This window comes from Bacteroides sp. 1001136B_160425_E2, from assembly GCF_015559655.1.
Lineage (GTDB): Bacteria > Bacteroidota > Bacteroidia > Bacteroidales > Bacteroidaceae > Bacteroides > Bacteroides luhongzhouii.
The window spans coordinates 102,372-120,635 of the sequence record NZ_JADMQH010000009.1; the positions used below are offsets into that span (position 1 = coordinate 102,372).

Annotated in this window: 17 protein-coding genes; 16 read left to right on the top strand and 1 reads right to left on the bottom strand. The window is 42.3% G+C overall.

All coding sequences use genetic code 11. The features are described 5' to 3' along the window. Positions 1–7: 7 nt before the first annotated feature. On the top strand, positions 8–1,660 hold the full coding sequence (locus I2I04_RS10840) for a flotillin family protein (RefSeq protein WP_143258071.1): 1,653 nt from the start codon (positions 8–10) through the stop codon (positions 1,658–1,660). 553 nt (positions 1,661–2,213) lie between these two features. Here the strand turns inward: I2I04_RS10840 and I2I04_RS10845 are convergent. Continuing rightward, a complete protein-coding gene (locus I2I04_RS10845) occupies positions 2,214–2,651 on the bottom strand; it encodes a DUF6078 family protein (RefSeq protein ID WP_008020821.1) in 438 nt (145 codons plus the stop codon). Between the two features lie 191 nt (positions 2,652–2,842). Here I2I04_RS10845 and I2I04_RS10850 point away from each other — a divergent pair, with 191 nt between their 5' ends. The 15 genes from I2I04_RS10850 (at position 2,843) to lpxD (ending at position 18,264) form a co-directional block, all read left to right on the top strand. After that, the gene (locus I2I04_RS10850) at positions 2,843–3,703 is read left to right on the top strand and encodes a hypothetical protein (RefSeq protein ID WP_195655008.1); all 861 of its coding nucleotides are present in this window, start codon (positions 2,843–2,845) and stop codon (positions 3,701–3,703) included. Between the two features lie 83 nt (positions 3,704–3,786). After that, a complete protein-coding gene (locus I2I04_RS10855) occupies positions 3,787–4,464 on the top strand; it encodes a DUF5715 family protein (protein ID WP_143258068.1) in 678 nt (225 codons plus the stop codon). Between the two features lie 113 nt (positions 4,465–4,577). Next, complete coding sequence (locus I2I04_RS10860; protein ID WP_195655009.1) at positions 4,578–6,134, top strand: ATP-binding protein; 1,557 nt, start codon at positions 4,578–4,580, stop codon at positions 6,132–6,134. A 74-nt stretch (positions 6,135–6,208) separates the two neighbouring features. Beyond that, positions 6,209–7,225, top strand: coding sequence for a PhoH family protein (locus tag I2I04_RS10865; RefSeq protein WP_143258066.1), 1,017 nt, complete (start codon positions 6,209–6,211; stop codon positions 7,223–7,225). Positions 7,226–7,297: 72 nt separating this feature from the next. Further along, complete coding sequence (locus tag I2I04_RS10870) at positions 7,298–8,242, top strand: phosphoribosylaminoimidazolesuccinocarboxamide synthase (protein ID WP_143258065.1); 945 nt, start codon at positions 7,298–7,300, stop codon at positions 8,240–8,242. Between the two features lie 14 nt (positions 8,243–8,256). After that, a complete protein-coding gene (ubiE, locus tag I2I04_RS10875; RefSeq protein WP_143258064.1) occupies positions 8,257–8,994 on the top strand; it encodes a bifunctional demethylmenaquinone methyltransferase/2-methoxy-6-polyprenyl-1,4-benzoquinol methylase UbiE in 738 nt (245 codons plus the stop codon). 39 nt (positions 8,995–9,033) lie between these two features. Further along, on the top strand, positions 9,034–9,780 hold the full coding sequence (locus tag I2I04_RS10880) for a shikimate dehydrogenase family protein (protein ID WP_143258063.1): 747 nt from the start codon (positions 9,034–9,036) through the stop codon (positions 9,778–9,780). Between the two features lie 133 nt (positions 9,781–9,913). Continuing rightward, the gene (locus tag I2I04_RS10885; RefSeq protein ID WP_195472114.1) at positions 9,914–10,864 is read left to right on the top strand and encodes an alpha/beta hydrolase; all 951 of its coding nucleotides are present in this window, start codon (positions 9,914–9,916) and stop codon (positions 10,862–10,864) included. A 71-nt stretch (positions 10,865–10,935) separates the two neighbouring features. Beyond that, complete coding sequence (locus I2I04_RS10890) at positions 10,936–11,856, top strand: TPM domain-containing protein (protein ID WP_195655010.1); 921 nt, start codon at positions 10,936–10,938, stop codon at positions 11,854–11,856. 48 nt (positions 11,857–11,904) lie between these two features. Next, the gene (locus tag I2I04_RS10895) at positions 11,905–12,486 is read left to right on the top strand and encodes a LemA family protein (RefSeq protein WP_143258061.1); all 582 of its coding nucleotides are present in this window, start codon (positions 11,905–11,907) and stop codon (positions 12,484–12,486) included. A gap of 212 nt (positions 12,487–12,698) precedes the next feature. Beyond that, entirely contained in the window at positions 12,699–13,865 is a 1,167-nt protein-coding gene (locus I2I04_RS10900) for an AIR synthase-related protein (protein ID WP_143258060.1), read from the top strand. A 3-nt stretch (positions 13,866–13,868) separates the two neighbouring features. Next, positions 13,869–14,981 carry a peptide chain release factor 1 gene (gene prfA / locus I2I04_RS10905; protein ID WP_195655011.1) on the top strand — a complete coding sequence of 371 codons (1,113 nt, stop codon included), beginning with the start codon at positions 13,869–13,871 and terminating at the stop codon, positions 14,979–14,981. Between the two features lie 75 nt (positions 14,982–15,056). Next, the gene (gene pyrF / locus I2I04_RS10910) at positions 15,057–15,881 is read left to right on the top strand and encodes an orotidine-5'-phosphate decarboxylase (RefSeq protein WP_143258058.1); all 825 of its coding nucleotides are present in this window, start codon (positions 15,057–15,059) and stop codon (positions 15,879–15,881) included. Positions 15,882–15,911: 30 nt separating this feature from the next. Next, on the top strand, positions 15,912–17,141 hold the full coding sequence (locus I2I04_RS10915; protein WP_195655012.1) for an HD domain-containing protein: 1,230 nt from the start codon (positions 15,912–15,914) through the stop codon (positions 17,139–17,141). An 82-nt stretch (positions 17,142–17,223) separates the two neighbouring features. Next, a complete protein-coding gene (gene lpxD, locus I2I04_RS10920) occupies positions 17,224–18,264 on the top strand; it encodes a UDP-3-O-(3-hydroxymyristoyl)glucosamine N-acyltransferase (protein WP_143258056.1) in 1,041 nt (346 codons plus the stop codon).

An 18,264-nucleotide genomic window follows, 5' to 3' on the forward strand; every position in this document is an offset into this window, starting at 1 on the left:
CAATTTTATGACACAAGAAATGTTAATCATGGCTGCTATATTAGTAGCAGTCATCCTACTCACTTTTATCGGTATCCTTTCGCGTTACCGCAAATGTAAAAGTGATGAAGTCCTCGTTGTATATGGTAAAACGGGAGGGGATAAGAAATCGGCAAAGCTATATCATGGTGGAGCTGCTTTTGTATGGCCGATTATCCAAGGATATGAATTCCTTTCCATGAAACCAATGCAAATCGAATGTAAACTGACCGGCGCGCTATCCGCTCAAAACATTCGTGTAGATGTGCCGACTACAATCACTGTAGCTATCAGCACCGATCCTGAAGTGATGCAAAATGCTGCTGAACGTATGCTGGGATTAACGATGGATGACAAGCAGAACTTAATTACTGATGTTGTATATGGTCAGATGCGTATGGTGATCGCCGATATGACTATCGAAGAATTAAATTCAGACCGAGATAAGTTTCTGGCTAAAGTGAAAGATAACATCGATACCGAACTTCGCAAATTCGGTTTGTATCTGATGAACATCAACATCAGTGATATTCGTGACGCTGCCAACTACATTGTCAACTTAGGTAAGGAAGCTGAAAGTAAAGCACTGAACGAAGCACAGGCTAACATCGAAGAACAGGAAAAGCTGGGTGCTATCAAAATTGCCAATCAGATTAAAGAACGCGAAACTAAAGTTGCGGAAACTCGTAAAGACCAGGATATCGCTATCGCAGAAACGAAGAAACAACAGGAGATATCCGTTGCAAATGCAGATAAGGACAGAATCTCTCAAGTAGCGATTGCCAACGCGGAAAAAGAATCGCAAGTAGCAAAAGCAGAAGCAGAAAAGAGCATCCGTATCGAGCAGGCAAATACTGAAAAGGAAAGCCGTGTTGCCGAACTGAATTCGGATATGGAAATCAAACAGGCGGAAGCTGCCAAGAAAGCTGCCATCGGACGAAATGACGCACAGAAAGAAGTAGCCCTTTCCAACGCAGAACTAGCTGTAACACAAGCCAATGCCGACAAGCAAGCCGGTGAAGCTGCTGCAAAATCGGAAGCTGCCGTACAGACTGCACGCGAAATTGCCCAAAAAGAAGTGGAAGAAGCTAAAGCACGGAAAGTGGAATCTTCATTAAAGGCTGAAAAGATTGTTCCTGCGGAAATCGCCAGACAGGAAGCTATCCTTCAAGCAAATGCCATCGCCGAAAAGATTACCCGCGAAGCGGAAGCACGCGCAAAAGCTACTTTGGCACAAGCCGAAGCGGAAGCAAAAGCTATCCAATTGAAACTGGAAGCCGAAGCGGAAGGTAAGAAGAAATCATTACTTGCGGAAGCGGAAGGTTTCGAAGCAATGGTAAGAGCTGCCGAATCGAATCCGGCTATCGCCATCCAATATAAGATGGTAGACCAGTGGAAGGAAATTGCCGGCGAACAGGTGAAGGCGTTCGAACACATGAATTTAGGAAATATCACTGTATTCGACGGTGGAAACGGAGGTACAAGCAACTTCCTGAACACATTGGTGAAAACGGTAGCTCCAAGTCTCGGTGTATTGGATAAATTGCCTATCGGTGAAACAGTGAAAGGTATTATCAATCCGGAAAGCAAAACGGAGGAAAAGCCTGCAACAAAAGCTGACGAGAAAAAAGATAAGAAATAGTTGTGATCCGACATAATATACGCTGATGAGAAAAGAATGATTTTACTTGTTCTCATCAGCGTTTGTTTTTTATATAATTCAAATAAATCTGGAATATTCAAAGAACGTAATAAGCCATGAAGCCATACAATCCATCTAATACGCACTAGAAACGATTTTGCGAAATCATTTCTCATATTCTCATACTTTACAGGATAATCACCTGTAATTCAAAACAATAACACTATGAGAAATACTTTTCAAAAAGGTGTTTCTCATAGTGTTTTGCCTGAAATGTCATAAAAAACCGGTATTTCTCATACTTTCATCATACATTTCTCATACCGGGACTGCTATATAATACCTACACAATAAATGTCAACCCAACCCGAAGATAAGAAAAAAGGTAGTCAACTATTATCAGGGTATTACAGACCCCGGTAGTCCCACATATTGTGGGAAAAGATTCCCTAGCTGGAGAGAATTTATTCCCTCATTTTGCGGGAATAAATTCCCATAATATAAGAGAATACTTTCCCACAATATATGGGATTACCGGAACTAACGGATATACTTACCCAAGATCATAGTATTCTATATATTCGTCATATTGAGGCGTTTCTGTAACTCCCCTCTTTCGAAAAAGTTCTTGTATATACTTTTGTTCCTTTGGTTTAATCAACCGTTCTTTATTGCAACAACGATAATAGATCGTTTTGCCGAAGTAGGCTATCATCTGTCGCTTGATAACGGTAGCATCAGCAAGCGGCACCCGGTCCAGCAAATGTTTCATTCCCCGTGCAAACAACACCGGCTTTTCATCAATAAAGTAAGTACAATCTTCACCATCGGAGGTGACATGTTCGGGATTAATAACCATTACAGCAGCCCGCTCTTTCGGCATTCGGAGAGTTACTTGTCGTCGCAGACATTTGTCCGCACGCAAACAATGTCCATTCAAGCAATGAGCGAAGCTAACGGGCATAGAATTGTAATCGAAATCTGTTTTCATGTGTGTTATGTTTAGTAGGAAAGTGGCCTATTTTTATAAACCGCCACAAATGTATGAAAATAGCTGGAGGACAGGAAATAAATACACTATTTACTTCAACATATTGATAAAATCGTTATATTTGTCTCCAACATCAACACAGGAACTTATAAGACTATATCTCTCCTGCAAAATTATAAAACAGAATAATCATGAAGACAAAACATTTACTTGGAGCACTACTGTCATTTCTCTGTACAATTATCTTTTTTAGCTGTAGCAACGACGATGAAAAAAAAATATATCCTTTATCTTTCGAAAAAGAGTATTACGAACGACCTTTGTTAGGAACAACCAATATCACCATCACAGGTGGAAACAGGGACTACACCGTAACTGTAAAAAAAACTGACATTTTAAATATAGATGTAGATTTATCCAGTTCGATAGGAATGGGAAGCTTAAGGATCACCCCAAAAAAGAAAGGAGAAACAAAGGTGAAAGTAAAAGATAATATCACCAACGAAACGGTTGATTTAAGAATTAAAATTACAGACAGTTATTTGGCATACGCTATAAAAAAAAGTAATCATCCGGCACTTTCTAATGGCACTGTAGTTTATCTTATTAACAATGAAGCTAAAGATTGCTATTTTTTCCGTTATATTGAGTCTAGAGACGAAATATCTCGTACTCCAATAGCAAAAGGAACATACGATTTTTTCACCAAGTTAGAAAGCGGTTCCGGCAACTCGTCTCCTACATACGCCATACCTTATTTAACACTAAACTATGCATCTGACGAACAAGGAAATTTCAGCGATGCAACAGTTCCTCCCACCCCTCACAAATTAAGATTTGAACTATACGATGGAGTTACGAGTGCAAATGCCATTCTAAATCTTATATCAAAATTTCTAGGTGTAGATTGGAAAGAACTTGTAAAAAAAGCTCTTTCCAGAAGTGAACATACAATAGTACCCACACTAAAAACAACAATTGACAATACAGATTATACTATAATAGGTATATTAAATACCTATCCTGAAATACCAGAGAATATTTTGGAATAACCTCAAAAGTATGGACTTGAAAATAATGCAAAGCATGGAATGTATGAAAAAATAGCGTATATTTGCGGGCAAAAAAATATAAAATGACTATTTATAAGCTTCGCATATTACCGCTATTTTTACTAGTTATTGGGCTTACAACGCTTACTTCGGGCTGCAAAAAGAAAGACATGTCGCTGAAACTGAATGAGCCACGCAATATTCGTGGCGTCGTCAGCTACAAACGTTCTTTTCCTGATTTGAATGACGCACATCTGGAAGTAGCCAAAAAGATAGGGATTCGCCCATTGGCAGACCGGGAAGCAGCAGAAGATATGAAAGAAAAGCTAACTCATATTACCGACAATGAGTTTTATGTAGTAGATTCACTGACACACTCCATCCCCTATCTCGTACCGCGTGCCAGTGCACTGCTCGATACAATCGGTTCCAACTTTCTCGATTCATTGGCAGCCAAAGGTCTAAACCCCAACCAGATAATCATCACTTCAGTGTTACGTACCGAAAACGATGTGAAACGCCTCCGCCGTCGCAACGGAAATGCTTCCGCCAACTCGGCACACTGCTTTGGAGCCACCTTTGACGTCAGTTGGAAACGTTTCAAAAAGGTAGAAGACAAGGATGGAAGACCGTTACAGGATGTAAGTGCCGATACACTGAAACTTGTCTTGTCCGAGGTTTTAAGAGACCTGCGACAAGCTGAAAAATGCTACATCAAATATGAATTGAAGCAAGGGTGTTTCCATATCACCGCCCGATAAATACCTTTTTTCAAAATCTTTGACTAGCATATCATAAAACCTTTAAGGTGAATTTTGTGTTAAGATGGAGAACAGCTATCTTTGTATGAATCCAACGCTAAAAGAATCAGCTTATGAGCAAGCTATATCCTATCGGCATACAGAATTTTGAAAGTCTCCGCAAAGACGGTTATCTTTATGTAGATAAAACCAGACTTATTTATCAATTAGTAAAAACCGGCCGTTACTATTTTCTTAGCCGTCCCCGCCGCTTTGGGAAGAGTCTGCTAATATCTACTCTTGAAGCATATTATCAAGGAAAGAAAGAACTATTCGAAGGATTGGCTATTGAACAACTGGAAAAAGACTGGATCAAACATCCGATATTACACCTTGATTTAAATATCGAAAAATATGATACTCCCGAAAGTCTGAACCAAATACTCAATGACAATCTGGAACATTGGGAAAGCCTGTATGGCACACGCCCGTCGGAAGTTTCCTTTTCTTTACGCTTTGCAGGCATCATACAGCGGGCTTACGAACAGACGGGGCAACGTGTCGTTATCCTTGTGGACGAATACGACAAACCTATGCTGCAAGCTATCGGAAACGAAGAACTGCAAAAATATTACCGAAACACACTAAAACCTTTCTATGGGGCATTAAAGAGTAAAGACGGATGCATCAAACTCGGATTCCTTACAGGCGTCACCAAATTCGGAAAAGTCAGTGTCTCCAGCGATCTGAATAATCTGATTGACATTTCAATGGATGAACAATACGTGGAACTCTGTGGTATCACAGAAAAAGAAATCCACGACAATATGGAAGAAGACCTGCATATTTTGGCTGATAAACAGAAAATGACTTATGAGGAGGTATGCTCTGAACTGAAAGAATGTTACGATGGTTATCATTTCGTAGAAAATTCCATAGGAATATACAACCCATTCAGTTTACTCAACACATTCTATAAAATGAAATTCGGTAGTTACTGGTTTGAGACCGGCACCCCGACTTATTTGGTAGAATTACTAAAGAAATCCAATTATAATCTCCAACGTATCACCCATGAAGAAACGGATGCAGATGTACTGAACAGCATTGATTCGACGTCCCGAAATCCTATTCCGGTCATCTATCAAAGTGGATATCTCACGATCAAAGGATTTAACAATCGCTTTGGAATTTATCGACTGGGATTCCCCAATCGGGAAGTAGAAGAAGGTTTTGTTAAATACCTCCTTCCGTTCTATACCAATATAGACGTAATCGAATCTCCTTTCCAAATACGGCAGTTTGTCGATGAAGTGGAACAAGGTGATTATGATGCCTTTTTCCGCCGTCTGCAAAGTTTCTTTGCCGATACACCTTACGAATTGGTACGCGATTTGGAACTACATTATCAAAATGTACTCTTCATCGTATTTAAACTCATTGGATTCTATGTAAAAGCAGAGTATCATACCTCACAAGGACGCATTGACCTCGTCCTGCAAACCGATCATTTCATCTATGTAATGGAATTCAAGCTGGAGGGAACCGCCGAAGAAGCTCTGCAACAAATCAATGACAAACATTATGCACAAGCATTTGCTGCCGACAAGCGACAAATATTTAAAATAGGCATTAATTTCAGTAATGAAACAAGAAACATCGAAAAGTGGATAGTAGAAGATTTGCAGTAAAATTCACCTCCAAACAATCAGAGAATCCAAAACGTTTGATTAAATTTGCAGAAATTTTTCTTTAATACAACTTAATGATAGAGAAGCTGATTGTTCTTGAGGACATTGATCCGGTTATTTTTTACGGTGTAAACAACGCCAACATACAGTTAATTAAAGCTTTATACCCAAAGCTACGCATAGTTGCCCGAGGCAATGTCATCAAAGTGCTGGGCGACGAGGAGGAAATGTGTGCCTTCGAAGAAAATATCACCAAACTTGAAAAGTACTGTGCCGAATATAATTCACTGAAAGAAGAAGTTATCATTGACATTATAAAAGGAAATGCTCCGCAAGCGGAACAGACAGGAAACGTGATTGTGTTCAGCGTCACGGGCAAGCCTATCATCCCCCGAAGCGAAAACCAGTTGAAACTGGTAGAAGGATTCGCCAAAAATGATATGGTATTCGCCATCGGTCCGGCAGGTTCGGGAAAAACATACACTGCTATTGCCCTTGCCGTACGTGCACTGAAAAACAAAGAAATCAAAAAAATCATTCTCAGCCGCCCCGCCGTAGAAGCCGGAGAAAAACTCGGTTTCCTGCCCGGAGACATGAAAGATAAGATCGATCCATACCTACAACCTTTATATGACGCCTTGCAGGATATGATACCTGCCGCCAAGTTAAAGGAATACATGGAATTGAACATTATCCAGATTGCCCCGTTAGCCTTTATGCGCGGACGTACGCTGAATGACGCAGTCGTTATATTGGACGAAGCCCAGAATACTACCGCACAACAAATCAAAATGTTCCTCACCCGTATGGGCATGAACACCAAGATGATTGTGACGGGAGACATGACGCAAATTGACCTTCCCGCTTCACAAACATCAGGATTGGTGCAAGCCCTGCGCATCTTGAAGGGAGTGAAAGGTATCAGTTTTGTTGAACTGAATAAGAAAGATATCGTACGCCATAAACTGGTGGAACGTATCGTAGATGCTTACGAAAAGTTCGATAAAGAAGCGAAAGCCGAGCGGGAAAAACGGAAAAACGAACAACTGGTTATCAACGGCGAACGTCCGGTGAAACTGGCCAAAGACTAATCGTCTTTCAAATTCGGAACCCTATTGCGACTTGTTATTTGTAACTTGTAATTTGTAATTATAATAAAGACAATGAAAGCATTAACAAAAACAGATTTCAACTTTCCGGGACAGAAAAGTGTGTACCACGGAAAAGTGCGCGATGTGTACAACATCAACGGCGAAAAACTCGTCATGGTAGCAACCGACCGTATTTCGGCCTTTGACGTAGTACTGCCTGAAGGTATTCCTTACAAAGGACAAATGCTGAACCAGATTGCAGCCAAATTCCTTGATGCCACTACTGACATCTGTCCGAACTGGAAACTGGCTACTCCGGACCCAATGGTAACAGTGGGCGTATTGTGTGAAGGTTTTCCGGTAGAAATGATTGTACGTGGTTACTTGTGTGGCAGCGCATGGCGTGCTTACAAAAGTGGTGTTCGCGAAATTTGCGGCGTTAAGTTGCCGGACGGAATGCGCGAAAACCAAAAATTCCCGGAACCTATCGTAACTCCGACTACGAAAGCAGAAATGGGATTGCACGACGAAGACATCTCCAAGGAAGAAATCCTGAAACAAGGACTGGCTACTCCGGAAGAGTATGAAATTCTCGAAAAATATACATTGGCTCTTTTCAAACGTGGTACTGAAATCGCAGCAGAACGCGGACTGATTCTCGTAGATACAAAATACGAATTCGGTAAACACAACGGCACTATCTACCTGATGGACGAAATCCATACTCCGGATTCAAGCCGTTATTTCTACGCTGAAGGTTATCAGGAACGTTTCGAAAAAGGCGAACCACAGAAGCAACTTTCTAAAGAGTTCGTTCGCGAATGGTTGATGGAAAACGGTTTCCAGGGCAAAGACGGTCAGAAGGTACCTGAAATGACTCCGGCTATCGTACAAAGCATCAGCGACCGTTATATCGAATTGTTCGAAAACATCACAGGTGAGAAATTTGTAAAAGAAGATACCACCAACATCGCTGAACGTATATTCAAAAACGTTGAAACGTTCTTGAATTTATAAATTGTAAATTAAAAATGGACTACCCACAACAACATATCAAGCCTTACGACAAGGAGGGCAAGAAAACCGAACAGGTGGAACGTATGTTCGACAATATCGCACATGCCTACGACAAGTTGAACCATACCCTATCTTTAGGTATCGACCGTAGCTGGCGCAGAAAAGCGATAGACTGGTTACGCCCTTTCCAACCGCAACGCATGATGGACGTAGCTACCGGTACGGGGGATTTTGCAATCCTCGCCTGCCGCAAACTGCAACCTGCCGAACTGATCGGTACGGACATCTCGGAAGGTATGATGAACGTGGGACGTGAAAAAGTAATGAAGGAAGGACTCTCGGACAAAATCTCTTTTGCCCGGGAGGACTGTACTTCACTCTCTTTTGCCGACAATGATTTTGACGCTATCACCGTAGCTTTCGGTATCCGCAACTTCGAAGACCTCGATAAAGGGCTCTCCGAAATGTGCCGTGTATTGAAACCGGGCGGTCATCTTGTGATTCTGGAACTTACTACTCCGGATCGTTTCCCGATGAAACAGCTGTTTTCCATCTACTCTAAAGTCGTCATTCCATTACTGGGCAAGCTTCTCTCCAAAGACAACAGTGCCTACCGCTATCTGCCGGACACGATCAAAGTATTCCCTCAAGGGGAAGTCATGAAAGGAGTCATCGCCCGAGCCGGATTTAGCGAAGTCAACTTCAAACGGCTGACCTTTGGTATTTGCACTCTTTATACCGCGACAAAATAGCAATTCATTATAAATGACTAATTTAACCCTTATTATATTATGGAAAAATATGGTTTAATCGGCTATCCTCTGCGACATTCATTTTCTATCGGTTACTTTAATGAGAAGTTCAAATCTGAAGGAATCAATGCAGAGTATGTGAATTTCGAGATTCCCACCATCAACAACTTCATGGAAGTTATTGAAGAGAATCCCAACCTATGCGGACTCAATGTCACCATTCCTTACAAAGAACAAGTGATCCCTTTTCTGGATGAGCTCGATCGTGATACCGCAAAGATAGGTGCGGTAAATGTTATTAAAATCATCCGCCAGCAAAAAGGAAAGGTCAAATTAGTCGGCTACAACTCCGACATCATTGGATTCACTCAATCCATTCAACCTTTGCTGCAGTCTCATCACAAGAAAGCATTGATTCTGGGTACAGGCGGAGCTTCCAAAGCAGTATACCACGGCCTAAAGAACCTGGGGATCGAAAGTCTATTCGTATCGCGCACCCACAAAGGCGACGATATGCTGACTTATGAAGAACTGACTCCCGAAATTATGGCAGAATACACAGTCATTGTCAATAGCACTCCCGTAGGCATGTTTCCTAAGGTAGATTTCTGTCCCAATATCCCTTATGAGCTACTAACTCCAAACCATTTACTCTACGATTTGTTATATAATCCAAACATTACACTGTTCATGAAAAAAGGAGAAGCACAAGGGGCTGTCGTAAAAAATGGTCTTGAAATGCTCCTGCTCCAAGCATTCGCCGCTTGGGAGATATGGCATAAATAGCCTCTCCCCAGCCCTCTCCCCAAAGAGAGCGAGATTGGAGTTACTCCCCCCGATTGTTTATTGTAATGTATGTCATTTAATAATAAATCTATCATAGTTCCCTCTCTCCGGAGAGGGGTAAGGAGACACTCTTATGAGGAGAAAAATTGTATATAGCATCATTGTCGTTATGCTGGTATTGACCGGCTGCACTATCGGAGGAAGTTTTTATATGTTAAACTTCTCGCTGACTCCGAATGCCAAAATTTTGTCTAAAGATGCTGACTCTTATCCCTTCATGTATAAAGATTACCCTTTCCTGCGCCCATGGGTGGATAGTCTGAGACAAGTAGATGCACTGAAAGATACTTTCATCATTAACCCGCACGGGACACAATTGCACGCTTATTATGTAGCTGCCCCGCAACCTACCAGTAAGACAGCCGTCATTGTGCATGGATATACAGATAATGCCATCCGCATGTTTATGATCGGGTATCTGTATAACCGTGATTTAGGATATAATATATTACTTCCCGACTTGCAACATCAGGGAGAAAGTGAAGGTCCCGCCATCCAGATGGGGTGGAAAGACCGCTGGGACGTATTGCAATGGATGAACATCGCTAATGAACTCTTTGGAGATAGTACGCAAATGGTCATACACGGTATTTCAATGGGAGGTGCGACAACCATGATGGTATCCGGTGAGGAGCAAAAACCGTTCGTTAAATGTTTTGTTGAAGATTGCGGCTACACCAGTGTATGGGACGAATTCTCACACGAACTTAAATCCAGTTTCCATCTTCCTCCTTTCCCGCTAATGTATACCACAAGCTGGCTATGCGAGAAGAAATATGGATGGAACTTCAAAGAAGCCTCTTCATTAAAGCAAGTGGCGAAATGCCGACTTCCCATGTTGTTTATTCACGGTGACAAAGATACATACGTCCCCACCTGGATGGTATATCCGCTCTACGAAGCCAAACCGGATCCCAAAGAATTGTGGATTGTACCGGGAGCCGCGCATGCCGTTTCATACAAAGAGAATAAACAGGAATATACCGACCGAGTCCGTGCATTCGTCGGGCGATACATTCATTAAACCTATTATAACAAGGAGTTCTAGATTCATAACAGAAAAGTCTCTATATTTGCAAACATAAAATAATCGTTATGAAATCAATACTGACTTTTATATTGGCAACTATTCTTCTGCTCCCATTACAAGCTCAAGAAAAAGTATACACGGTAGACAACCTCCCGAAAGTACATCTGCAAAACAAAATGCAATATGTCTGTAACCCGGCAGGAATACTTTCACAGGCTGCTTGTGACAGTATAGACTCCATGCTTTATGCCTTGGAACAACAAACAGGAATTGAAACGGTGGTTGCCGTAGTTCCCTCAATCGGAGAAGAAGATTGTTTCAACTTCTGCCACCAGTTGCTTAATAAATGGGGTGTAGGAAAGAAGGACAAAAATAACGGATTAGTCATTTTGTTGGTCACCGATCAACGTTGTATCCAATTCTATACAGGTTACGGTCTGGAAGGAGTACTCCCCGACGCTATCTGTAAAAGGATTCAGACAAGATATATGCTTCCTTACCTGAAAGACGGAAACTGGGACGCAGGAATGGTGGCTGGCCTGAAAGCGACTTGTCAGCGGCTTGACGGTTCGATGGAAAATGACGCTCTCTCCGATTCAAGCGACGGTAGTTCATTTGATTTTATTCTTGCTATCCTCTGCTTTATGGCAATCGGTGGAGGTCTGGCTTTCTTTTCGGCACGTAAACAAAGCCGGTGTCCGAAATGTGGCAAACATCAATTGCAGAGAAGCGGAAGCACAGTCGTATCCCGGATTAATGGGGTGAAAACAGAAGATGTCACCTATATATGCAGAAATTGCGGACATACCATCATACGCCGCCAGCAAAGTTATGATAGTGACTACCATCACCGGGGAGGCGGCGGAGGCGGTCCGTTCATCGGCGGCTTTGGCGGAGGTAGTTTCGGAGGCGGTGGCGGTGGCTTTAGCGGAGGCAGCTTCGGCGGAGGAATGGGTGGCGGCGGCGGTGCCGGTTCTCGTTTCTAAAGAGAATAAGTAAAAAACAAATTATCAAATTCAATAAAAACAAGAAACATGAAAAAGTCAATTATTATCATCTTAGCCGTTGTGGCTATCCTTGTCATATGGGCAGTAAGTGTATATAATGGTCTGGTTACCATGGACGAAAATGTAAGTGGTCAATGGGCAAATGTAGAGACTCAATACCAACGTCGTGCTGACTTGATTCCTAACCTGGTAAACACTGTGAAAGGATATGCGACACATGAAAAGGAAACGCTGGAAGGAGTTGTTGCCGCACGTAGCCAGGCTACTCAAATCAAAGTAGACGCCGCCGACCTGACACCGGAAAAGTTAGCACAATATCAAAAAGCACAAGGTGCTGTAACATCAGCATTGGGCAAGTTATTAGCCATTACTGAGAATTATCCGGACCTGAAAGCTAACCAGAACTTCCTGGAACTTCAAGCTCAACTGGAAGGAACAGAAAACCGTATCAATGTAGCACGCAAAAACTTCAATGATGCTGCACAGGCTTATAATACCAATATCCGCCGCTTCCCAAAGAGCATCTTCGCCGGAATGTTCGGCTTCGATAAAAAAGCATACTTTGAAGCTGAGGAAGGAAGTGAGAAGGCTCCGAAGGTAGAATTCTAAAAAAAAGATTAGATAAAACACTTCTATATTAAGAGTTAAATTCATAGTCCTCATTACTATGAATTTAACTCTTAATTTTCTATTATTGTTCTCCTTTTCAAGAGAATATCCTAAAGTAAAAAAGTTAATGATTAACATTTACTAGTACCTAGTTGGCTGTACCAAAAAAAAACTGTACTTTTGCAGCCGTATACAAAATAATTCTATAACTCATGAGTAATCAACGATACATGATGCGTGGAGTAAGCGCATCGAAAGAAGATGTGCACAACGCCATCAAGAACATCGACAAAGGAATCTTCCCGAAAGCATTCTGTAAAATTATTCCCGATATATTGGGAGGTGACCCGGAATATTGCAACATCATGCATGCCGATGGTGCCGGAACCAAATCATCTCTTGCTTATATGTACTGGAAAGAAACGGGTGACTTATCTGTATGGAAAGGTATTGCACAGGATGCGTTGATTATGAATATCGACGACCTGCTTTGTGTAGGTGCTGTTGACAATATCCTTGTTTCTTCTACCATTGGACGTAACAAACTGTTGATTCCGGGAGAAGTAATCTCTGCCATCATCAACGGGACAGATGAATTGCTAGCCGAACTCCGTGAAATGGGCGTAGGTGTATATGCAACTGGTGGTGAAACAGCTGATGTCGGCGATTTGGTACGCACCATCATCGTTGACTCTACCGTAACCTGCCGCATGAAGCGTTCAGACGTTATCGACAATGCCAATATTCGTCCGGGTGACGTTATTGTCGGGTTGGCTTCTTACGGACAAGCTACTTACGAAAAAGAATACAACGGCGGTATGGGTAGCAACGGTTTGACGAGTGCCCGCCACGACGTATTCGGCAAATATCTTGCTGAAAAATATCCGGAAAGCTATGATGCTGCAGTGCCTGAAGAATTGGTTTATTCCGGCAAGTTAAAACTGACAGACAGCGTAGAAAATTCTCCGATTGATGCTGGTAAGTTAGTACTCTCTCCTACTCGTACATACGCGCCGGTAGTCAAGAAATTACTTGATGCATTGCGCCCGAAAATCCACGGAATGGTACATTGCTCCGGTGGTGCACAAACTAAAGTACTACATTTTGTAGAAAATGTACGCGTAGTAAAAGACAATCTTTTCCCTGTTCCTCCTTTATTCAAAACGATCCAAGAACAAAGCGGCACGGACTGGGCAGAAATGTATAAGGTATTCAATATGGGACATCGCCTCGAAGTTTACCTGTCACCGGAACATGCGGAAGAAGTAATTGCTATCTCCGAATCATTCGGTATCCCGGCACAGATTGTAGGACGTGTTGAAGCATGCGAGCAAACAGAATTAATCATTAAGAGCGAATTCGGAGAATTTAGATATTAAAGAATGGCAGACAATAGTACCATACTAGAAAAATTAGACGGACTCGTAGCCCGTTTTGAAGAAATATCTACCCTTATCACAGACCCGGCAGTGATTGCCGATCAGAAACGTTATGTCAAGTTGACTAAAGAATATAAGGAATTAGACGACTTGATGAAAGCAAGGAAAGAATATATCCAACTACTGGGTAATATTGAAGAAGCTAAAAATATCCTTGCCAATGAAACGGATGCTGAAATGCGCGAAATGGCGAAAGAAGAAATGGACAATAGCCAAGAGCGACTCCCGATGTTGGAAGAAGAAATCAAACTAATGCTTGTTCCTGCTGACCCGCAAGACAGCAAGAACGCTATTCTCGAAATCCGCGGAGGCGCAGGAGGCGATGAAGCAGCTATCTTTGCTGGCGACCTCTTCCGTATGTATGCCAAATTCTGTGAAACCAAAGGTTGGAAAATGGAAGTCTCCAATGCGAACGAAGGAACAGCTGGTGGATTCAAAGAAGTCGTTTGTAGTGTGACAGGCGATAATGTATACGGAATTTTAAAATACGAATCGGGAGTGCACCGCGTACAACGTGTTCCTGCTACTGAAACGCAAGGACGTGTTCACACTTCAGCCGCATCAGTGGCCGTGCTTCCTGAAGCGGAAGAATTCGATGTGGTCATCAACGAAGGAGAAATCAAATGGGACACCTTCCGAAGTGGTGGTGCCGGCGGACAGAATGTAAACAAGGTAGAATCCGGAGTACGCCTGCGTTACATCTGGAAGAACCCGAACACAGGCATCGCTGAAGAAATCCTCATCGAATGTACCGAAACACGTGACCAACCCAAAAACAAGGAGCGTGCCTTGGCCCGTCTCCGTACTTTTATCTACGACAAAGAACATCAGAAATATATCGATGATATTGCCTCTAAACGTAAGACAATGGTATCGACCGGAGACCGTTCAGCAAAAATACGGACTTACAATTATCCCCAGGGCCGCATCACCGACCACCGCATCAACTATACAATCTATAATCTGGCAGCCTTCATGGACGGAGACATCCAGGATTGTATCGACCATCTGATCGTAGCGGAAAACGCGGAACGCCTGAAAGAAAGCGAACTTTAAAAACGTGAAAAGTGGATGATCGAGAACCGTTTCTTAGAATAGTCAATAGTAAATTGTAAAATAGTAAATAACAAGATGGATAAGCAACAATTATTTGAAAACATAAAGCGCAAAAAGTCATTCCTTTGTGTAGGACTTGATACTGACATCAAGAAAATACCGGAACATCTGTTGAAAGAAGAAGATCCGATCTTCGCGTTCAACAAAGCAATCATTGACGCGACAGCTGATTTGTGTATCGCCTACAAACCCAATCTGGCTTTCTATGAAAGCATGGGCGTAAAAGGATGGATCGCATTTGAAAAGACAGTAAAATACATCAAAGATAACTATCCGGATCAATTCATCATCGCTGACGCAAAGCGTGGTGACATCGGAAATACTTCTGCAATGTATGCCCGCACATTCTTTGATGAATTGGATATTGACTCTGTAACAGTAGCCCCCTACATGGGCGAAGACAGCGTTACTCCGTTCCTTACTTATGAAGGCAAATGGGTAATCCTGTTGGCATTGACTTCCAACAAAGGATCTCATGACTTCCAATTGACAGAGGATGTAAACGGCGAACGTCTGTTCGAGAAAGTATTACGCAAATCACAGGAATGGGCTGGCGACGACCGCATGATGTATGTGGTAGGTGCTACTCAAGGACGTGCTTTTGAGGATATCCGTAAGATTGTCCCGAACCATTTCCTTCTCGTACCAGGCATAGGAGCACAAGGCGGTTCACTCGAAGAAGTTTGCAAATATGGTATGAACAGTACATGCGGATTGATTGTTAATTCTTCACGTGGTATTATCTACGTAGATAAAACAGAGAAATTTGCAGAAGCTGCCCGCACCGCCGCACAAGAAGTGCAGGCACAAATGGCTGAACAACTCAAAGCAATTCTCTGAAAAGAGAAAAAGGATCTCTAAAGAAAACGAATGCCTTACGAAAGAAAGATAATTAACGACCCCGTATTCGGGTTCATCAATATTCCAAAGGGGTTACTGTACGATATAGTACGGCATCCCCTTTTGCAGCGTCTTACCCGCATCAAGCAAGTAGGATTGTCATCTGTTGTGTACCCCGGTGCGCAACACACCCGCTTCCAACACTCCTTAGGTGCTTTTTATCTGATGAGTGAAGCTATCACCCAACTGACCTCCAAAGGCAACTTCATCTTTGATAGTGAAGCGGAAGCCGTACAGGCTGCCATCTTGTTGCATGATATAGGACACGGTCCTTTCTCGCATGTACTGGAAGACACGATTGTAAAAGGAGTCTCACACGAAGAGATTTCTCTCATGCTGATGGAACGGATGAACAAAGAGATGAACGGCCAGCTGAGTCTTGCCATCCAAATCTTCAAGGACGAATACCCGAAACGCTTTCTGCATCAACTCGTAAGCGGCCAACTGGACATGGACAGACTTGATTATCTTCGCCGCGACAGCTTTTACACAGGCGTGACAGAAGGTAACATCGGTTCTGCCCGAATTATCAAAATGCTTGATGTAGCGGATGACCGACTGGTAGTCGAATCCAAAGGGATCTATTCCATCGAGAATTTCCTCACGGCACGTCGCCTGATGTACTGGCAAGTATACCTGCACAAGACGTCCGTGGCATACGAAAAGATGCTGATTAGTACTCTATTGCGTGCCAAAGAACTGGCTTCACAAGGAGTGGAACTATTTGCATCACCCGCATTTCGTTTTTTCCTTTACAATGATACCAATCCTACGGAATTCTATAATAACCCCGACTGTCTGGAGAATTTCATCCAGCTGGACGACAACGATATATGGACAGCCTTGAAAGTGTGGAGCACCCACACAGATAAGGTACTTTCTACTTTAAGCACGGGAATGATAAACCGAAATATCTTTAAAGTGGAAATTTCGTCGGAACCTATTAGTGAGGACAGAAAAAAAGAATTAACTTTGCACATCAGCCAGCAATTAGGCATAACCCTTTCCGAAGCGAACTATTTTGTCTCTACCCCCAGCATCGAAAAGAATATGTATGACCCGGCAGATGACAGTATTGATATTATCTACAAAGACGGCACTATCAAAAATATTGCCGAAGCATCGGACATGCTGAACATCTCATTATTGTCCAAAAAGGTAAAGAAATACTATCTCTGCTATCAGAGATTACACAGATAAGTATAAAATATTCATGCAATAACACGGAAATCTGAAAAAAAAATCCGTTATTTGTGAACTAATTAAATTTTAAATTAAAGACATGGAGTTCTCGGCTAAGCAAATTGCAGCATTTATCCAAGGGGAAATCATTGGAGACGAAAACGCTACGGTACACACATTCGCTAAAATTGAAGAGGGAATGCCCGGAGCAATTTCTTTCCTGTCAAATCCCAAATATACACCTTACATCTACGAGACACAATCAAGCATTGTCCTGGTTAATAAGGACTTCACTCCCGAACACGAAATTAAAGCTACTCTTATCAAAGTAGACAATGCATATGAAAGTCTGGCCAAATTGCTCAATCTTTATGAGATGAGTAAGCCTAAGAAACAAGGTATAGATTCATTAGCTTTCGTTGCACCCAGCGCCAAAATTGGTGAGAACGTATACATCGGTGCTTTTGCCTATATCGGTGAAAATACCGTGATCGGAGATAATACTCAAATTTACCCGCACACTTTCGTTGGAGACGGCGTGAAAATAGGCAACAGTTGCTTGCTTTACTCCAATGTAAATGTCTACCATGATTGCCGCATAGGTAATGAATGTATCCTTCATTCGGGTGCAGTGATTGGAGCTGACGGATTTGGTTTTGCTCCCACTCCGAACGGATACGATAAGATTCCGCAAATCGGAATTGTTATTCTGGAAGATAAAGTAGATATAGGTGCTAACACGTGTGTAGACCGTGCTACAATGGGAGCTACGGTAGTACATAGCGGTGTCAAGTTGGACAACCTGATACAAATAGCACACAATGATGAAATAGGTTCGCATACCGTTATGGCTGCGCAAGCCGGAATTGCCGGTTCTACCAAAGTTGGTGAATGGTGTATGATCGGTGGCCAGGTAGGTATTGCAGGACATGCTAAAATAGGAGATAAAGTTGGATTAGGCGCACAATCAGGCGTACCGGGAGACATCAAGTCCGGTAGCCAGCTTATCGGAACTCCTCCTATGGAACTGAAGCAATATTTCAAATCATCCATTGCACAAAGAAGCCTGCCGGATATGCAGAAAGAACTGCGTAAGCTGCGCAAAGAAGTAGAAGAATTAAAACAACTATTAAATAAGTAA

Excerpts from the sequence above, each read along its gene's own strand:
- I2I04_RS10845 (WP_008020821.1), bottom strand. The coding sequence starts at position 2,651 with ATGAAAACAGATTTCGATTACAATTCTATGCCCGTTAGCTTCGCTCAT.
- I2I04_RS10865 (WP_143258066.1), top strand. The coding sequence starts at position 6,209 with ATGATAGAGAAGCTGATTGTTCTTGAGGACATTGATCCGGTTATTTTT.
- lpxD (WP_143258056.1), top strand. The coding sequence starts at position 17,224 with ATGGAGTTCTCGGCTAAGCAAATTGCAGCATTTATCCAAGGGGAAATC.
- I2I04_RS10890 (WP_195655010.1), top strand. The coding sequence starts at position 10,936 with ATGAAATCAATACTGACTTTTATATTGGCAACTATTCTTCTGCTCCCA.
- I2I04_RS10870 (WP_143258065.1), top strand. The coding sequence starts at position 7,298 with ATGAAAGCATTAACAAAAACAGATTTCAACTTTCCGGGACAGAAAAGT.
- I2I04_RS10895 (WP_143258061.1), top strand. The coding sequence starts at position 11,905 with ATGAAAAAGTCAATTATTATCATCTTAGCCGTTGTGGCTATCCTTGTC.
- ubiE (WP_143258064.1), top strand. The coding sequence starts at position 8,257 with ATGGACTACCCACAACAACATATCAAGCCTTACGACAAGGAGGGCAAG.
- I2I04_RS10885 (WP_195472114.1), top strand. The coding sequence starts at position 9,914 with ATGAGGAGAAAAATTGTATATAGCATCATTGTCGTTATGCTGGTATTG.
- prfA (WP_195655011.1), top strand. The coding sequence starts at position 13,869 with ATGGCAGACAATAGTACCATACTAGAAAAATTAGACGGACTCGTAGCC.
- I2I04_RS10915 (WP_195655012.1), top strand. The coding sequence starts at position 15,912 with ATGCCTTACGAAAGAAAGATAATTAACGACCCCGTATTCGGGTTCATC.
- pyrF (WP_143258058.1), top strand. The coding sequence starts at position 15,057 with ATGGATAAGCAACAATTATTTGAAAACATAAAGCGCAAAAAGTCATTC.
- I2I04_RS10880 (WP_143258063.1), top strand. The coding sequence starts at position 9,034 with ATGGAAAAATATGGTTTAATCGGCTATCCTCTGCGACATTCATTTTCT.
- I2I04_RS10840 (WP_143258071.1), top strand. The coding sequence starts at position 8 with ATGACACAAGAAATGTTAATCATGGCTGCTATATTAGTAGCAGTCATC.
- I2I04_RS10850 (WP_195655008.1), top strand. The coding sequence starts at position 2,843 with ATGAAGACAAAACATTTACTTGGAGCACTACTGTCATTTCTCTGTACA.
- I2I04_RS10855 (WP_143258068.1), top strand. The coding sequence starts at position 3,787 with ATGACTATTTATAAGCTTCGCATATTACCGCTATTTTTACTAGTTATT.
- I2I04_RS10900 (WP_143258060.1), top strand. The coding sequence starts at position 12,699 with ATGAGTAATCAACGATACATGATGCGTGGAGTAAGCGCATCGAAAGAA.
- I2I04_RS10860 (WP_195655009.1), top strand. The coding sequence starts at position 4,578 with ATGAGCAAGCTATATCCTATCGGCATACAGAATTTTGAAAGTCTCCGC.